The organism is Pseudomonas sp. LBUM1644 (assembly GCF_059716195.1).
In genome coordinates this window covers 677,460-694,078 of sequence record NZ_CP166812.1, presented here as the reverse complement: position 1 = coordinate 694,078, position 16,619 = coordinate 677,460, and the positions used below count along the sequence as shown (strand labels likewise).

Sequence of the window (16,619 nt, the reverse complement as noted above, 5' to 3'; positions counted from 1 at the left end):
GACTAGTGAATCCAGGCGAGCGTCAGCAAGAAACCCGTCAATGCGAAGGGCGCAAATGGCTGTTTGCTTGACGTTCCCGGCCCCAGATATCGCAGACGATCCCTAAGTGTTTGACTCATAAAAAGCCAGACTCTTGGCGCCAGCAGCAGCCACAGCACACTGGCCAATCCGGCGCCGATAAACGTGCCCAGCAAATGCACACCGTCCGTCGCAAGGCCTAGCGCTGCCATCAGTTTCACGTCGCCCGCGCCGACGCGGCGCAACACATAGCCGGGCAAGGTAAAGGCCAGCGCCAGCAAGAAGGCCCAGCCACCCTGCACCGCCTCGGCACCCAGCCAAGTGGTGCCGGTCCACCACAGATATGCCAGCGCCAACGCACCTGCGCCAAGGGTCAAGCCATTGGTGATGTGGCGCTCTTGAGCATCCTGCGCTGCGCACAGCGTCAGCCAGATCAATAAGACAAAGTTCTGCATTCGGTAAAAAACATCCGTTCTGGCTGAATGATTCTATGCTGACATTACGCAGTGATGGTCAGGGTAGACGCACTCATGAAAACAAGCCTCCCACGCAAACAAAAAGGCGCCGCCGCGATTGAATTTGCCTTGGTGTTTGTCATTTTTTTCGCTGTGTTTTATGGCGTCGTGACGTACAGTCTGCCGTTGTTGCTGGTGCAATCGTTCAATCAGTCGACCGCCGAAGCCGTGCGCCGAAGCGTGGCGCTCGACACGAATACACCCGGTTACGCCACTGCAATAACAAGCGTCGCCACCACGGAATTGACCCGGCAACTGGCGTGGATCCCGACCGCGCTGAAATTCAATGTCGCCACCGACGCCAGCGCCACTTACGTCGCAGGCGTGTTGAAGGTCAGCATCAACTACCCCACCAGTAAACTGAAAGATGTCCTCCCGTTTCTGGTGCTCCCGGGAATCGGCCCGGTGCCCAATCTGCCGGCCAGCCTCACCGCCAGTTCGAGCCTGCAATTTTGAGCTCCGGGGACAAACTGTTCGGGCGCCTGCTCAACCGCCATCCGCCACCGCAACAGCTCGCGCCGGTGACCCTGAGCGTACAAAGCGTCGGTTTGCAGGTGCATCTGGATGCCGAAGGTCGAGTCACGCACCTGACCGGCCCATTGCGGCATGCACTGGCCCAGCAGATACCCGCCGCGCAGACGCCGCTCCTGCTTGATCTGCTCATGCCCCACAGCCAAATGGCCGTCGAAGGCCCGCCGGCTGATTGGCAGGGTCAGACGCTGGACCTGGATTTTTACAGCCTCAGCGGACACCCCCTGCAGCTACGCGGCTGGGTCCAGCCGCTGGCCGATGCCTGGATATTGCAGTTGCTGGACATCGGCGACTTGCTGCTCGAACGCCGACAAGCGCGCAGCCGCGACCACTGCCAATTACTCGCGGCCCAGATCGGCGAGCAATTACGCCTGTGCAGCCTGACGCGCTTGCCCGACGTTTTGCTGGAACAACTGCAAGCCCTGTCCCAGCGTTTGCAGATCCCGTGCATCGCCGTGGCGTTACTCGACGAGCAACAGGGTTGGCAGATTCACCAGCATTTCGCCGCCTTAAATGCGCCGGGCCTGTGGCAAAACGGTCAGCGCCTGGGCACGGGACTCGACAGCTTGAACGGTTCCGCGCCGCAATACGTGAGCCTTGGCGAGCACTCGCGCCTGGACAGCACCTTCGGCCATACCGAAGGTCTGGCGGTGCCTTATCACGATGCTCAGGGAGTGGTCGCCTGGTTGCTCTGCGGTGCTTATCCGGTGCAGCAACGTGCGCCAGATCTCAGCGAGCGCGACTGGTTGCAGTTCGCTGCCGCACTCGCCGGTCCGCTGCTGGAGCGCTTGCGCGAACACCGGCACCACCTGCAACTGGAGCGACTCGAGTCACTGCAAGCCTTGCTCGGCACCGGATGGTGGGAGGTTTTCAGCGACAGTGCCGAGGTGCAATTGGCACCGTCTCTGGCCAACCTGTTGAACCTGGGCACGCATTTAACGCTGTCCGACTGGCTCGACCAGGTGCATCCCGCGGACAGGGATGAGCTGAACAGTCGCCTGCAAGACCTGCAAAATGAAGGCACACCCTTGCTGCTGTGCGTGCGCCTGGCACACGCGCCGGTCTGGTATCGCTTGCAGGGCCAGGCCTTGGGTGCCGGCACACACCGGCGGCTGGTGGGTTTCATGCTCGACATCAGCGACATCAAGAACCAGGAGCAGAATGCCGCCGCGGCCCATGCCCGACTGGACAACCTGATCGCCAGTTCACCGGCTGTGATTTACGTGCAGCGCTACGTTGAAGGTGCATTGCAACCGACGTTTTTCAGCGACAGCCTCCTGCCATTGCTCGGCTGGACCCTCGCCGATTTCGGCGCCGGCGCGCTGGTGGACAGGGTGCACCCCGAGGACCGTGATCGCTATTTCGAGCGCACCCGGCACTTGCTGCGCGAAGGCTCTGTGCGCGCCCGTTACCGGCTGCGCGACAGCCGTGGCGATTACCACTGGCTGCTGGACGAAGCCAAGCTGTTGCGCGATGACCTGGGCCTGCCCGTTGAAGCCGTCGGCCTGTGGCTGGACGTGACCGAGGCGACCCTGGCCGCCGAGCAGGTGAAGCAAAGTGAAGAACGCTATCGGATCCTGGTGGAAGACTCCCCGGCGATGATCTGCCGCTATCGCCCGGACCTGACCCTGACCTTCGGCAATCGACCGTTGGCGACGTATCTGGAATGCTCGCCCGAAGCGCTGCCGGGGGTGAACCTGGGCAGCTGGATGTCGGATGGACAGCGCGAGGCGTTCCTCCAGCGACTCGGCCAACTGAGCCCCGAGCAGCCGGTCAGCACCGCCGAAATAAACCTGCAACTGCCGGGACGGGAACACGCCTGGTGGGTCTGGTCGGATCGCGGCGTGTTCGATGATCAAGGTCGCCTGTTGGAAATTCAGGCGGTGGGTCGGGACAACACCGAGGTCCGGCGCTCCCAGCAGCAACTGACCCAAAGCGCGAAAATGGCCACCCTCGGCGAGATGGCCACCGGGCTCGCGCATGAAATCAACCAGCCGCTGAATGTGATGCGTATGGCAATCGTCAATGTGCTCAAGCGCCTGAGCAACGGCGATGTGCAGATCGACTACCTCACGGACAAACTCAACCGCATCGATGCTCAGGTCCAGCGCGCCGCACGGGTGGTCGATCACATGCGCGTGTTTGGCCGCCGCTCTGAGGTCGAGCAACATCCGTTCAACCCGGCGCATGCCATCGAAGGCACGTTGTCATTGCTGGCCGAAGGCATGCGCGGCAAAGGCGTCGAGCTGCGCGTCAGCGAGACCGGTTTCGAGGTGCAAGTGCGCGGGTACGTCGATCAGCTGGAACAAGTGCTGATCAACCTGATGGTCAACGCCCGGGATGCGTTGCTGAGCAAGCGCGAGACTGACCGTGAGTTAAAGCCGTGGATCTCGGTGCATGCCGACCGCGACCGGCATACGGTGAGGCTGTGGGTCGAGGACAACGGCGGCGGCATCGAACCGCGGCTGCTGGAGCGGATTTTCGAGCCGTTTTTCACCACCAAACCGGTGGGTGTCGGCACCGGGCTCGGGTTGTCGGTGAGTTACGGTATCGTCGAAAACATGGGCGGCCGGCTGAGCGTGAGTAACACTCGCGAAGGCGCTCGATTTTGTATCGAGTTGCCGGTTATCGAGGGCGATCAGATCATCAGGTAGGCTTTGCCTTTCTGCCCGCAGGTCAGGTTGAAACCCACGTCGACCTGATTGACGTCGATCCCGAGATTCCCCAGCAGGCCATCGACAATCGGATCGACCAGCGGCGCGAGCAGGCCACCGATGGCGGACACCAACAGCGAGACAACGTTAGCCAGCGTCGACAGCAAGGTGTTAAGAACCGCCCCCAGCAGGCTGCCGATGGTCGGCGTGTGTTGGATCAGCGAGATACCTGCGAGTGTGCCTTTCAAACTACCGACCACACCGGACACCGAGACTGGATGCGTAGGGTTGGGTGATACGTTGATCTCATGCGGGTTGGCGAAGGTGTAGTTGGGCTCGCTGGTCCCGGCTACCGGACTGTCGATCATGATTTCGCTGCCACCACCTGCGAAGGGGGTTCGCGCGCCGCAGCCCGACGACAAGCTGCAGATTTTTGAACCGATATCGAACAGCGTCAGCGGAGAAAGGCTGGGGGCGGGAGACGACGAGAGCCAGGTCGCGGAATCAATTCGGCCGACTTTTAATTGCAGCGCCGAAACAGTGGTAGTGGCGGTAAGGCTCTTGTTTGTCGGGCTCACGCAGCTGTAATCCGTGACGTAGCTACTGCCCACACCGGCCTCAAGCCCAACGTCGAGGTTCAGCCCATTAGGCAAGACAACGAAGTCAGTCTGTGTGCAGCTCCCAAACAGGCAGCCAGGTGACAGAAGCGTATTCATGATGCCGACCACGACCTGCAACAGGCCATTCACCGTCTGCAAAACGGCATTGATCAACGCAAGATCAACCGACACCAGGACCCGGACCTGTGCGGTGCGCACGTAAATTCTGTTGGCACCCAACGGGGCCACTTTCGCCAGGGCGGGATCACCGACCACGGAAAACTGCGGCGGCTGAATGACCTTGATGCGCGTGGTCATGCCTGCCAACCCCAACACATTCACCGGCAACACCGCGGTTACCGCGCTGTTCTTGTTCGCCAGTTGGACAAAGCCCTGGACCAGCTGGAACAACTGCACCGTGGCATCCAACCCCGCCGCTTGTGTACCTGTTTGCACTCGCAGTAAATCGCCCAACTTGATCGGTGAAGCGTTAGTGGCCGCCAACTCCAGATTACCCAGCGCGGTTTTTACGGTAGCCGTGGAGCCGCTCACGGGAAGCACGTCAGCGGCGGCCTGAATGAACTGGGTCACGCTGGCCTGGGCGTTCAGCAACGCCGTGTAATTACCTGCCGCCACCCCGAGTTTTATGGCCAGTCGATCCATGAACTTCAGCAGATTGACGTCGGTTTTCACCAGACCGTCCCAACCGCCGACAGTGAGGTTCACATTGCCGCCCAGCAGTGTCGAGAACAGCGGGTTCAGCAGGTTTGCCCGCGCCGTATCGATCCCCGTCAATGTGCTGCGAATACTCAGCTGTGCCAGCGTCAGTTTGGGTTCGGCCGCCACGGCGGTGGCCGTCAACCGGGTGCTGAGATTGACCGGCCCGCCGGACAGCAACGCACCAATCCCTGCGGCGACGCTGGTGGGCACGGTATGGGTGGCAATGACTTGGACGGCTGCGGATTTGCTGGAATCGACGGTGAACACACGGAAGTTATCGGCACCGGTCTGCAAGGTGCCGCAACTGACGGTGAGCGTGCTGTCGGCGTTGACCGTGAAGCCGTTGCGCGTTGCACTTTGCGTGGCGTAACTGGCGGCACTCAGCCCGGACAGGCAATTACCGTCACGGCTCACAGCCTCGAGTGCAGCGGTGTCCGCCACCCGCTGCAATTTGCGCTTTTCCAGGTAGAGCCTGCCGGTATCGACCACCAGCAACATGAACGCCAACACCAGCCCCAGGGTCAGTGCCGCGATCAAACCGATGGCCCCCCGTTGCCGGGTCGGACCACGAAACTGCATGCACAGAGACATCGCGCACTCCTTTGCCGGCGCACTGCCGAGGGGTTACCTCCATGGGTGAGCAGCAGTGTAGTAGGCGCTTTCACAGGCTGCCCGCAGATCAAAAGCAAAAGATCGCAGCCTGCGGCAGCTCCTACACCGATTTGCGTAGGAGCTGCCGCAGGCTGCGATCTTTTGATCTTCCTGCTATTTATTTCGGTGGATAGTTGGCCAATATCCGCCCGACCGTTTCGTGTATCGCATTGGTGCGATCAGTCGGGTTCGGTGTGCGGCTGAGCATCTGCTCGTCGCTGCCGCGCCACACCAGTTTGCCGTCCTTGCCATCAAGCAGGTCAATCTGGATGGTCGCGACTTTGTAGGGAACAAGGCGGGTTTCGTTGTACATCGGCGCGCCCCAATAACCGTTCCATGGGTTGCCCCAACCGCCGCCATAGCTCGTCGTCACCTGTTGCTGCCGCTCTTCGACGACCAGGTAAGTCTGCACGCTCAAATCCCCCTTGCCACCGGCTGCGGCCGGACGCAAGCCGCGCTGGTCCAGTTGATCGGTAACCGCCTCGCGAATGCGCTGTTCGGTCAGGTCGCTTTTGATACGAGGGTCATCAGGACGATATTGCAGGGCAGGTTCTTTCCAGCTCCAGCTTCGATAGGCTGCGAAATCGCGGCTGGCGTCGAAGTCATGGTTGACCTGGGTGGCGCAAGCGCTGAGCAGCACGGCCATGGCCAGTAAAGCGAAACGGCGGAACATGATTTTTCTCCGGTTGAAGACATGATCCTGCGGAATGCTTCTTGACTGCGGAAGCTAACTAGGAGGATACGCCGACATGGCCTTTTCCACAGCCTCCCGAATGGCGTCGGCCTGTTCACTCTGAGTGCCCTTGCTGCTGGTTTCAGCACTGGAACTCCATACCGGTTGACCACTTTGCGCATCGAACATGTCCACCCGCACCACCACGACCTGCTCCGAATAGGTCCGAACGATCGGTACCGTGTTGTACATGCCAATACCGCTGCCGTAGTGGTTGTAACCGCCATAACCGCCGCCGTAGTAACCGTAGTCGTCCTGGACCTGACGCAAACGGGTTTCCAGGCTCAGGGCGGCGCTGACAAACAGGTCCGCCGGGAGGTTGTCATGCCGCGGGCGCAAGCCGCGTTGATCGAGGGCATTGCTGACGGCTTCAGCGACCTGCGTCGAATCCGCCCACGCGGTGCCAGGCGGCAGATGCCCGTTGAGCCAGGCCCAACTGCGGTAGCGTCCATAGTCACGCGGCGGCGCTGGGTAGGCACTGCGGTCGAAAGTGTTCGCCGCCTGTGGCGGCGCTGGCGGCAAAGGGTTGGACGTCGCCACATAAGGGTTGCTGCCCTGGCAGGCGGCCAACCCCAGACAGATCACCAATAACCCTGAACGACTTTTCATTTCGCGCTCCGATCAGACCGGCCGACAGATCCAGTGCAGGTAACGCCCAAGCCCGGCAAAGCTTGGGTGGCGACGGTGTGCCAGCTCCATTTCGAGCAAGTCCACCAATTCGGCGCGGGCCTGGAATTCCACCGGCATGTAGTCGTGAAAAACCCGGACCCCACTCTGGGTTTCGACCCGCCACAGACCCTCAAGTTGCGCCGCCAATTCACGCGGATCAAGGGGCTGCTGCGGGGTCAGGCTCTGCTTCTCACCGGCCATGTCGTTCTTGCGCATCTTGCGGAAGTGGCCCTTGAGCAGGTTGCGGTAGATCAGCGCGTCGCGGTTGTAGAAGGCCAGGGACAACCAGCCGTCTTTCGTCGTGAGCTGATGCAAGACGGGCAAGATGGCGTGGGGTTCGGCCAGCCATTCCAGGACGGCGTGGCACAGCACCAGGTCGTAAGGTTCGGTCAGTTGACCGAGCAGGTCCTGCCATGGCGCCTGAATGAACGTCGCGGTCTGCCCGGCCTCGGCGAAGCGCTGGCGCGCACCTTCGAGCATCGGCTCGGCGGGTTCGGCCAGCGTCACCTGACAGCCGCGCTGGGCCAGCCACAACGACATGTGGCCAAGGCCCGCGCCGATGTCCAGCACGCGCAGTGGCCGGTCGGGCAAGGTTTCGGCCAGGTCCGCTTGCAAGACCGCCAGACGGATCGCCCCTTTGGCCCCGCCGTAGATTTTTTCGGCGAAACGGGTCGCCAGCTGATCGAAATGACGGTCGCTCATCAGCTGAACCTCCGTTCACTGTCCGTGAGTTTGCTGCGCACGACTTCGTTCATGTCCAACCCCAACTCGCTGCACAGCAGCAATAAATAGAGCACGATGTCGCCCACTTCCTGGCCGGCATGCGCCAGTTTATCCGCCGGCAGCTGGCGCGACTGGTCTTCCGTCAGCCACTGGAAAATCTCCACCAGCTCGGACATTTCCACACTGGCCGCCATGGCCAGGTTTTTCGGGCTGTGGAATGGCCGCCAGTCGTTGCGGTCACGGATGGCGTGCAGGCGTTCGGTCAGTTCAACTAGGTTCATCGGGCTCTCCTGAAGGCGTATAGCTTCGGGGGGATGGCGGGGGAAGGCAAGTGCCCGCCGAGACGCGGGTCTTCGCGCAACACTTGTAGGCGCTGCCGAAGGCTGCGATCTTCTGGCGTATTCGAGTACGCTAACGATCAACATCAAAAGATCGCAGCCTTCGGCAGCTCCTACATCACTTACATCAGGACGTAAACGACATGCAGGTAGAAAGTTTCTTCGAATGGCTCGGCCAGGCGCTCGGTTCGGTCATCCGTTTTATCGTTGACGCCCTCAGTGGGCTGTTCAATCTGTTGAGCCATGCCGGTGGCAATTTTGTCGAAGGGTTGTCCCGGGCGCTGGGGATGGACACTTCGATCATCAGCATCATCGCGTTGGTCATTGGGTTGATGCTGTTGTGGTCGGCGATTCGGGCCTTCATGAATGCGTCGATCATCATGGGGATCATCTGGTTGGTGCTGGGGCTTTGGTTGCTGAGCTGGATTATTCACTAACACCATCCCCCCTGTAGGAGCGAGCTTGCTCGCGATGGTGTGTCAGCTACGCAGGTGTCGGCTGACACTCCATCGCGAGCAAGCTCGCTCCTACAGTAATGGATTGCGGCGGTTTTCGAATCTGTCGCTACAATGCCGCTCCCCCAAGGAGCCCGCATGTCCAACCTGATCGCCGACTGGCGCGACCGCCCTACCCATCGTCGGGTCTGGGCGCTGGCCGCGCCGATGATTCTTTCGAATATTTCCGTACCGCTGGTGGCGCTGGTCGACAGCACCGTCATCGGTCACCTGCCGCACGCCCATCAATTGGGCGCCGTCGCCGTCGGGGCGAGCTTGTATACCTTTCTCGCCTGGGGCATGGGTTTTCTGCGCATGGGCACCACCGGTTTCGCCGCCCAGGCCGCCGGGCGAGGCGATGGTGCTGCGTTACGGCAGATTTTATTGCAGGGCCTGTTGCTGGCCATGGGGCTGGCGATTGTGCTGGGGGCGCTGGGTGTGCCGTTAAGCGGTGTCGCGCTGCACTTCATGCAACCCTCCGCCGAGCTGGATCAACTGACCCGCGAATTTTTTCACACCCGCTTGTTCGGCCTGCCGGCCGCGCTGGCCAGTTATGCACTGGTCGGCTGGTTCCTCGGCACGCAGAACGCCCGGGCCCCGCTGGCGATTCTGCTGAGCACCAACCTGGTCAACATTGCGTTGAACCTGTGGTTCGTTCTCGGTCTGGAATGGGGCGTGGTCGGTGCCGCCCGGGCCTCGGTCATCGCCGAATGGACCGGCGCGTTGATCGGCCTGCTGATGACCCGCAAGGCCCTGCGAGCCTACCCCGGCCACATCGCCTGGGCCGCGTTGGCGTTGTGGCAGAGCTGGCGCCCATTGCTGGCGGTCAACCGTGACATCTTCATTCGCAGCCTGGCGCTGCAATCGGTGTTTTTCCTGATCACCGTGCAGGGTGCGCGGTTGGGTGATGCCACTGTCGCCGCCAATGCGTTGCTGCTTAACGGTTTGCTGCTGACCGCCCACGCGCTGGATGGCTTGGCCCACGCGGTGGAGGCCCTTTGCGGGCATGCCATCGGCGCTCGTGACCGCGATGCCCTGCGCCGCTCGCTGGTGGTGGCGTGCGGCTGGTCGTTATTGGCAAGCGTAGGCTTTGCGGCACTGTTCCTGTTCGCCGGGCACCTGTTCATCGAGATGCAGACCGACATTCAAAGCGTGCGCGACACGGCCTTCATCTATCTGCCCTACCTCGCCGCACTGCCGCTGATTGCCGTCTGGAGTTACTTGCTCGACGGCTTGTTTATCGGCGCTACTCGCGCCCGGGAAATGCGCAACGGCATGCTGCTGACGGTGGCGCTGTTGCTACCGTTCGCCTGGGCACTGCAAGGCTTGGGCAACCATGGGTTGTGGATAACATTCCTGTTGTTCATGTTGCTGCGCAGCCTGACCCTCGGCGCGTTTGCCTGGTTTCTGCGCAAGAACGACGGCTGGTTCGCCGGCTCAGCTCACTGACTCGGCGTGGCCCTGACGAAAGAGGTCACCTCGTCCAGCACCGGCGCCAGACCGCGCAGGGGTCGGGACATTGTCGCCACCAGCGTGGCGTGGCTGGTGCGGGAAAAATAGAGGTCCTGAACCGGCACGCCGGCTTCGCGTAATTTCAGCGCCAGGCCGGCGGTGTTGCGAGTCGGGTTGACCACGTCATCGTCGCTGGCCGCCATCAGTAAGGCTGGAGGCGCACCGCGACTGACGTGATTGATCGGTTGAGACTGTGGTGGAGAATCCGGCCAGAAAAACACCGGGCGTACCTCCGGGTTTTCAATCGGCAAAAAATCATAAGGCCCGGCCAGGCCGATCCAGCCACTGAGGTCATGCGGCGACAGGCCCACAGCCCTGAGTAATCCTGGGTCCAGCGCCAGCATCGCGACGTTGTAAGCGCCCGAACTGTGCCCCATCAGGTACAGGCGCTGCGGGTTTCCGGAAAACTGCCGGATGTGTTCGTGAGTCCAGCCCACGGCTTTGGCGCCATCTTCGAGAAACTGCGGGTAACGCACTTGCGGATACAGTCGATAGTCCGCCAGCACGGCGACGAACCCCCGTGAAGCCAGCGCCTCGCCGACAAAGCTGTAGTCACCGCGTGAACCACTGTTCCAGCTGCCGCCGTAGAAAAACACCACCACAGGCGTGTTTTGCATCGGATGGCGCGGCACATACACATCGAGTTTTTGCCGGGGGTCATCGCCATAGGCAATGCCCTCCGTCTTGTCGAACGTCCCGTCAGGCGTGAGGGCATTGAGCATTTTCAGTGGCGAGCATGCGCTTATCGCCACCAGCAACACCCCGCCGATGGCCAGTTTGAACAGTCGCCGGACGTTGCTTGCCATCAAGGTGAGACCTCGCGTTCAGGGTTGGTTGCTCTGCCACAGGTAGCGCAAGATATCGAGATGCTCCTGCTGGGTGAGCCCCGATGACATCCGGGCAGGCACAGCGCCGGGATACTGCAAGCGTAGCCATAGCCAGCCATCCAGTATGGGACGTTCGCTGAAACCTAGCGCCAGGCCTTCCTGAAGATGGGACCACAGGCTGTTGTAATCGGTCCCGGTGGAATGGCTCCATTGCCAGGCATGGTGTTCCAGCAGGCAGGTTTGCAGTTTTTCCTGCTGATACGGACTGAGTTCTTCTTCGTCTGTCAGCGAGCTGACTGCAAGCTTCGGGTTGATCAGCTGCTGCCAGCCCTGGCTGCCGATCGCGCGGTCGGCCCAGGTGCCGCCGAACCAGTGCATTTGGCTAATCGGCCCGAGCCAGCGAGTCAGTTCCCGGGCATCGCTGGCATCGAAGAAATAGCTGGCAGTCTGCGGGTTGTAGTAGTTCAGCAAAGCCCTGTGATGCAGGCCGATAGTCACTGTGAGCATGCGGCGCAGATGCGCCAGCAACTGCGACGTTGACGCGTCGCTGAACAGCAGCAACCCGCGCCAGGTATCAGGTTCACTGTGGCATGACTCGACCAGTGTCGGGCAGGCACGAAGGTCGACCAGCGCCGGCCCGTGTTCGCGCAGCACATGCAATTCCGTTTCGTCGAACAACCGGAAACGGCGAGCCTGTGGGAAAGTCTGTTGCAGTGTTGCACCCGCGTTTGGCACACCTGGCAGATCCAGCAACAGCCATTGCGGGCTTTCGGCGATCATGCCGCACCGCTCTGACTGAGCCGCGTCGCCACCCGGCAGGTGCAAACGGCCCGGGCGCAATGGCTGAAACTGCCGCCGCCTGGCAACAGGCATAGCAGCGTCAAGGGCTCGCCCGATCGCAGCAATCCCAACAAGCCCTCGACGGACCGGCAATCCTCTTCTGGCTGCGGCACGTACGCCTCGTCGGCAGCCGATGGAACATGAAGAAACCCTGTAATCAACGGCTGATCCGGATCACCGTCGATGAAGCTCACCACCACCTCAGTGCCCACGCTCAATTGCGAAACGGTGGCTGTGCCGAGCCCGCCGGCCAGTGGCAGCCAGCAGTGACTGGACGTGGCACCCTCGCCCTGATAGAGCCAGTCAAACTGCACGGCAACCGGCCTGGACGGATCAGGCTGCTGCTCATCGACGTCCACCACCCAGGCCCGTTGCAGGCTGTGCATCCGGGGCTTTTGCGCAGAATGGGAGGAGACCACAGGCGTCGCCCAATGAATGCCGCGGATACGGTTGCCGTACCCGCCCTCTGCGCCCTCATGCTCGACATGCGTCAGCAGCCAGCGATGATTACACTCGGCATTCGGGTGCCCGGACAGCGGCATCAGCTGGCCACTGCGCAACATCGGCAGATCCGAGCGCCCCTCGGCACGCCGCGCAGCAGGTTGCATCGACTGAAGTTCGAACTGCCGCACGGCCGGCTGTTCGCTGTCGACATGGAAAACTGCGTTTGCACCCGGTTGAAAATGCGCCTGGCCATCACCGAACACCAGGCAGTGCCCGTGCTCGTCATGCTCGAAGTGGTAATGAAGCCGATGATGGGCGCACAGCCGCTGTAGAAATTGCAGATCCGATTCCCGGTACTGCGTGCAGAAATCACGGGGCGGGTAATCACCACTCAGTTCGAAGCGTCGATGCTTGCCGACAATGCCATGCTCGGTGAGCACCTGATTCAGGATATCGGGCACCGAACGCGCACTGAAAATCCGCTGACTGAAGCGCTGTGCCAGGCAAGCCAGCTTCGGCTCAAGGCGCGCGCGGCAGAGCCGGGTAACCGAGCCATATTCACGCTGAACCAGTTCATGCAAGAGTCCGTGGAAGCCGTTGTCCGTCAGCCCGAATCGCAAAAAAACCGGGCGGTACAGCAGGCTGGCAAGGTCGAGTGTCGGATCATCGATCAGCAGATCGACGTCGAACACAAACGGCTCGCTGATGGCTTCTCTACCGGTAAAGGCCAAGACTTCAAAGGAGTCGGACAGACCTGTTACGTCCAGACGAAATGATGGTTCGCTGACTGGATCGAACATGAGCGATTCTCTACAGGAGGGGCGGCCGGGGATTCTCGCTGAGAGACATGGCCGAGTAGAGTGCCGAAGTACAACTTAGGAAATGGCCTACGCGAAAAGAGGACCATCTGACTTTAATAGCCGGGATCGTAGGGTATTTCGACTGGAAAAAGAGACGTGCCTCACCAGGTCATCTGAAATTTCCGCAGCGCGCGGAACATTTTCAGACAACCTGATGAGTTACCTCATGAGGACAGGTAAGAGGAGCGCGTGAGCCCCAGACGCAACGCGTCGAGGAACTGGGTGCGCTCGGCAGCGGTGATGCGGGCACTGGCGCACTTGTCGCGGTAGTGGGTCATCAACTCTTCCGGCGACAAGTGCACGTAGCGCAGCATGTCTTCGATGGTGTCGTGGGTCTCGATACCGGCGTGGTACACGCTGCCATCAGCGTTTTGGTAGATGTTCACCGAATCGGTGTCACCGAACAGGTTGTGCATGTCGCCGAGAATTTCCTGGTAGGCGCCGACCAGGAAGATCCCCAGCAAGTAATCTTCGCCTTCATTCAAGCCGTGAACCGGCAAGCTGGTTTCAATGCTCTGCTCGTCGACGTATTGCTTGATCTTGCCGTCGGAGTCGCAGGTCAGGTCTTGCAGCACCGCACGACGCATCGGCTCTTCGTCGAGACGGTGCAGCGGCAGGATCGGCAGCACCTGGCCGATGGCCCAGGTGTCCGGCAGGCTCTGGAACACCGAGAAGTTGCAGATGTACTTGTCGGCGAGCTTGTCGTTGAGTTCGTCGAGCACCTGACGGTGCGAACGCTGACGCGCCTTCAACGAGTTGTGCAGGCGACGGCACACGGCGAAGTAGCATTGCTCGGCCAGGGCTTTTTCAGCCAGGGTGAGTTTGCCATCGGCGTACTGGGTCGCGATGTCGCTCATGTAGTGCGTGGCGCGCCAGTAGGTTTCGGTGACCATCTCGATGTCGGTCGGACCCAACAGGTCAACCAGCCATTGCACGGTTTCCGGCAGCGCTTCCTTGTTGTCGATCTGCGGTACGTCGTCGTTGTGCTTCTCGACGTCGGTCACCTGCACCACCAGCATGGCGTGGTGGGCGGTCAGGGAACGGCCGCTCTCGGAGAAGATGTTCGGGTGCGGCAGGCTCTGCGCATCGCAGAACTCCTTGAGCATCCCGACCACGACACCGGCGTAATCATCCATGTCGTAGTTGATCGAACTGGCGTTACGCGAGTGGGTACCGTCGTAATCCACGCCCAAACCGCCGCCGACGTCGATGTGGTCGACCGGCAGGCCGAGGTTGCGCAATTCGCCGTAGTAGCGGATCGCTTCCTTGAACCCGTGCTGGTAGTCCGCCAGGTTGGCGATCTGCGAGCCCATGTGGAAGTGCAGCAGGCGAATTCCTTGATCCAGGCCAGCCGCGCGGAAACGCTCGACCACCGACAACAGTTGCGCCGCCGACAGACCGAACTTGGACTTCTCGCCGCCGGTGTCCGCCCACTTGGACGACGCCAGGGACGACAGACGCACGCGCAGGCCGACCTGAGGCTTGACCTTCAACGAGGCGGCTTCTTCGATCACCAGGGCCACTTCGGATTCTTTCTCGATCACGATGAACACGTTGTGGCCCAGTTTCTGGCCCATCAGCGCCAGACGAATGAACTCACGGTCCTTGTAACCGTTGCAGACGATGGTGCCGCCCTTCGGCGCCAGGGCCAGTACGGCCAGCAGCTCGGGCTTGGAGCCGGCTTCCAGACCGATGGATACGTTCTGGGTGGCGATGATGTTCTCGATCACCGCTTCTTGCTGGTTAACCTTGATCGGGTACAGCGCGGTGTACTTGCTCTGGTATTCCAGGCGCTCGATATTGGCATCGAAGGCACCGGTCAGCTGACGCACGCGGTCTTGCAGGATATCCGGGAAACGAACCAGCAATGGCAAGGACAAGCCGCTTTTGCGCAGCTGGTCGACTTGCTCGAACAGGTCGATAGGCGAACTGGCCGGACCGTTCGGACGAACTTCGACGCGACCGGCGTCATTGATCGCGAAATATCCGGCCCCCCAATGGCGAATCCCGTAAACACTGCGGCTGTCCGCAACTGTCCATTGGCTGCCATCGTCTTTGCGTGTGCGTCTTACGGACATTGAAGTCCCCTATAAAGAAGTCATAGAGCGTCGCCTGGGTTCAGGCTGGCGCAGTCTAAAGTATAAAAATGACGATTAGCCTGCATGCAAGGGGCATAGACCTCACATCCAGCGCTGAGTTTAGAACCGATCAGAACAGGCTCTGTGAAAACCATGTAGACGACGCCAGACCTGAAGGTGTTCAGGACTGGTCAAGCCGAGGGTGGTTTTCACAGAGGCTGCTAGCCGCCGGACTTCTTTGCTTTGAAACCGAGTTTGATCAGTTCGGCCAAGAGTAGCTCGACATGATCGCCCTGGATTTCGATGATCCCGTCTTTCAGCGCCCCACCGGTGCCGCAACGTTTCTTCAACGTCGTGGCCAGGTCCTTGAGCGCGTCTTCAGCCAACGGCACGCCGGTGATGGTGGTCACCGTCTTGCCGCCACGGCCCTTGCTTTCGCGACGCACGCGAGCGATGCCGTCGCCGGCCGGGATAACGGTCTGTTTGCAGATACAGGCGTCCACCGGCTTACTGCAATCCGGGCAATGACGACCTGCGTCGGTGGAAAATACCAGGCCACCAAGGGCGGCGAAGGATGCGGCTTTTTTGGCCACCGGCAATCCTCTTGGGAGGACAAAGACTGGTCGCGGCAGGTGCCATCGACCGCGAAGCCCCACTCAGGCAGGGGCAGCGCTACTGAAACGGTAAAATCTGTGTAGGAGCTGCCGCAGGCTGCGATCTTTTGATTTTAGAAAAACAAGATCAAAAGATCGCAGCCTGCGGCAGCTCCTACAAAAAGCAAGACCGGTTCAGTTTGAAAAGGTCGCGCAGTGTAACGGCAAAAAGCCGACTTGCTAAGAGCCAATCGGCGCCAATTTATGGCTCTTTTGCGACGTCCTCGCCACGCGCCCGGAGATAGCGTTGCAACGCGGCCAAAGAGTCCGGGCAGTAAGGCTTCTGCTGGATTTCCAGCATGACCTGATCGACGGCAATAAAGCGCGCTTCAAGCACTTCCTCAGGCTGCAGGATCAATGGACCGTCCCACACCGCCGAAAACGCCGAACACCAGAGGCGGTTGCCGGTGTCTTCGAAGTAAAAATGATCATGGGCGGTCAGTTCCACGCCGCTCACTCCCAATTCTTCCTCGAGTTCGCGAGCGGCCGACTCGGCGTAGGTTTCGGTGGCCAGCACCATGCCCCCGGCCGCCACATCCCAGTAACCGGGATAAATCGCTTTACTCAACGTGCGCCGATGCACACACAGCTCACCGGCCGAATTGAACAGCATGATGTAAGTCCCGCGTCCGATCAGCCCGCGCTCGCGCAGGTCAGAGCGGACCAGGGCGCCAAGCAGGTTGTCCTGCTCGTCGACCCAGGCGATCTGTTCAGCATCCGAGGCCGCGCGGTGGGCGGCCTCTTTGGAACTGTCGACCAT

At 60.8% G+C, this 16,619-nt stretch carries 16 protein-coding genes; 4 read left to right on the top strand and 12 right to left on the bottom strand.

All coding sequences use genetic code 11. The annotated features are described in order from the left end of the window. Positions 1–2: 2 nt before the first annotated feature. Entirely contained in the window at positions 3–473 is a 471-nt protein-coding gene (locus tag ACA052_RS03125) for a prepilin peptidase (protein ID WP_497648363.1), read from the bottom strand. Between the two features lie 75 nt (positions 474–548). Between ACA052_RS03125 and ACA052_RS03120 the strand changes: the two genes are divergently transcribed. Next, entirely contained in the window at positions 549–989 is a 441-nt protein-coding gene (locus ACA052_RS03120) for a TadE/TadG family type IV pilus assembly protein (protein WP_497648362.1), read from the top strand. Then, positions 986–3,718 carry a sensor histidine kinase gene (locus ACA052_RS03115; RefSeq protein ID WP_497648361.1) on the top strand — a complete coding sequence of 911 codons (2,733 nt, stop codon included), beginning with the start codon at positions 986–988 and terminating at the stop codon, positions 3,716–3,718. The genes ACA052_RS03120 and ACA052_RS03115 overlap by 4 nt, the downstream gene beginning before the upstream one ends. On the opposite strand, the gene ACA052_RS03110 is transcribed toward ACA052_RS03115, so the two are convergent. The 5 genes from ACA052_RS03110 to ACA052_RS03090 all read right to left on the bottom strand — a co-directional run bounded on the left by ACA052_RS03110 (position 3,703) and on the right by ACA052_RS03090 (position 8,094). Continuing rightward, complete coding sequence (locus ACA052_RS03110) at positions 3,703–5,628, bottom strand: pilus assembly protein TadG-related protein (RefSeq protein ID WP_497648360.1); 1,926 nt, start codon at positions 5,626–5,628, stop codon at positions 3,703–3,705. The two genes, ACA052_RS03115 and ACA052_RS03110, sit on opposite strands and share 16 nt — an antisense overlap. 178 nt (positions 5,629–5,806) lie before the next feature. Continuing rightward, positions 5,807–6,361, bottom strand: coding sequence for a DUF4136 domain-containing protein (locus ACA052_RS03105; RefSeq protein ID WP_497648359.1), 555 nt, complete (start codon positions 6,359–6,361; stop codon positions 5,807–5,809). A gap of 54 nt (positions 6,362–6,415) precedes the next feature. Further along, the gene (locus ACA052_RS03100; protein WP_497648358.1) at positions 6,416–7,030 is read right to left on the bottom strand and encodes a DUF4136 domain-containing protein; all 615 of its coding nucleotides are present in this window, start codon (positions 7,028–7,030) and stop codon (positions 6,416–6,418) included. Between the two features lie 12 nt (positions 7,031–7,042). After that, positions 7,043–7,792 (bottom strand): methyltransferase, encoded by a 750-nt coding sequence (locus ACA052_RS03095; protein WP_497648357.1) that lies wholly within the window; start codon positions 7,790–7,792, stop codon positions 7,043–7,045. After that, complete coding sequence (locus ACA052_RS03090; protein WP_497648356.1) at positions 7,792–8,094, bottom strand: MazG-like family protein; 303 nt, start codon at positions 8,092–8,094, stop codon at positions 7,792–7,794. Before ACA052_RS03090 ends, ACA052_RS03095 begins: the two co-directional genes overlap by 1 nt. A 200-nt stretch (positions 8,095–8,294) precedes the next feature. Here ACA052_RS03090 and ACA052_RS03085 point away from each other — a divergent pair, with 200 nt between their 5' ends. Continuing rightward, positions 8,295–8,588, top strand: coding sequence for a hypothetical protein (locus ACA052_RS03085; protein ID WP_497648355.1), 294 nt, complete (start codon positions 8,295–8,297; stop codon positions 8,586–8,588). 156 nt (positions 8,589–8,744) lie between these two features. Further along, positions 8,745–10,094 (top strand): MATE family efflux transporter, encoded by a 1,350-nt coding sequence (locus ACA052_RS03080; protein ID WP_497648354.1) that lies wholly within the window; start codon positions 8,745–8,747, stop codon positions 10,092–10,094. Here ACA052_RS03080 and ACA052_RS03075 read toward each other — a convergent pair. The 6 genes from ACA052_RS03075 to ACA052_RS03050 all read right to left on the bottom strand — a co-directional run bounded on the left by ACA052_RS03075 (position 10,088) and on the right by ACA052_RS03050 (position 16,619). After that, complete coding sequence (locus ACA052_RS03075; RefSeq protein ID WP_497648353.1) at positions 10,088–10,963, bottom strand: alpha/beta hydrolase; 876 nt, start codon at positions 10,961–10,963, stop codon at positions 10,088–10,090. The two genes, ACA052_RS03080 and ACA052_RS03075, sit on opposite strands and share 7 nt — an antisense overlap. Before the next feature lie 18 nt (positions 10,964–10,981). Beyond that, the gene (locus ACA052_RS03070) at positions 10,982–11,764 is read right to left on the bottom strand and encodes a DUF4123 domain-containing protein (RefSeq protein ID WP_497648352.1); all 783 of its coding nucleotides are present in this window, start codon (positions 11,762–11,764) and stop codon (positions 10,982–10,984) included. Then, on the bottom strand, positions 11,761–13,068 hold the full coding sequence (locus tag ACA052_RS03065; RefSeq protein WP_497648351.1) for a contractile injection system protein, VgrG/Pvc8 family: 1,308 nt from the start codon (positions 13,066–13,068) through the stop codon (positions 11,761–11,763). The genes ACA052_RS03070 and ACA052_RS03065 overlap by 4 nt, the downstream gene beginning before the upstream one ends. A gap of 224 nt (positions 13,069–13,292) precedes the next feature. After that, on the bottom strand, positions 13,293–15,206 hold the full coding sequence (speA, locus tag ACA052_RS03060; RefSeq protein WP_497648350.1) for an arginine decarboxylase: 1,914 nt from the start codon (positions 15,204–15,206) through the stop codon (positions 13,293–13,295). A 221-nt stretch (positions 15,207–15,427) separates the two neighbouring features. Continuing rightward, on the bottom strand, positions 15,428–15,799 hold the full coding sequence (locus tag ACA052_RS03055) for a translation initiation factor Sui1 (RefSeq protein WP_090176030.1): 372 nt from the start codon (positions 15,797–15,799) through the stop codon (positions 15,428–15,430). Between the two features lie 262 nt (positions 15,800–16,061). After that, positions 16,062–16,619: an NUDIX hydrolase gene (locus tag ACA052_RS03050; protein WP_497648349.1), complete on the bottom strand. Its 558-nt coding sequence runs from the start codon at positions 16,617–16,619 to the stop codon at positions 16,062–16,064.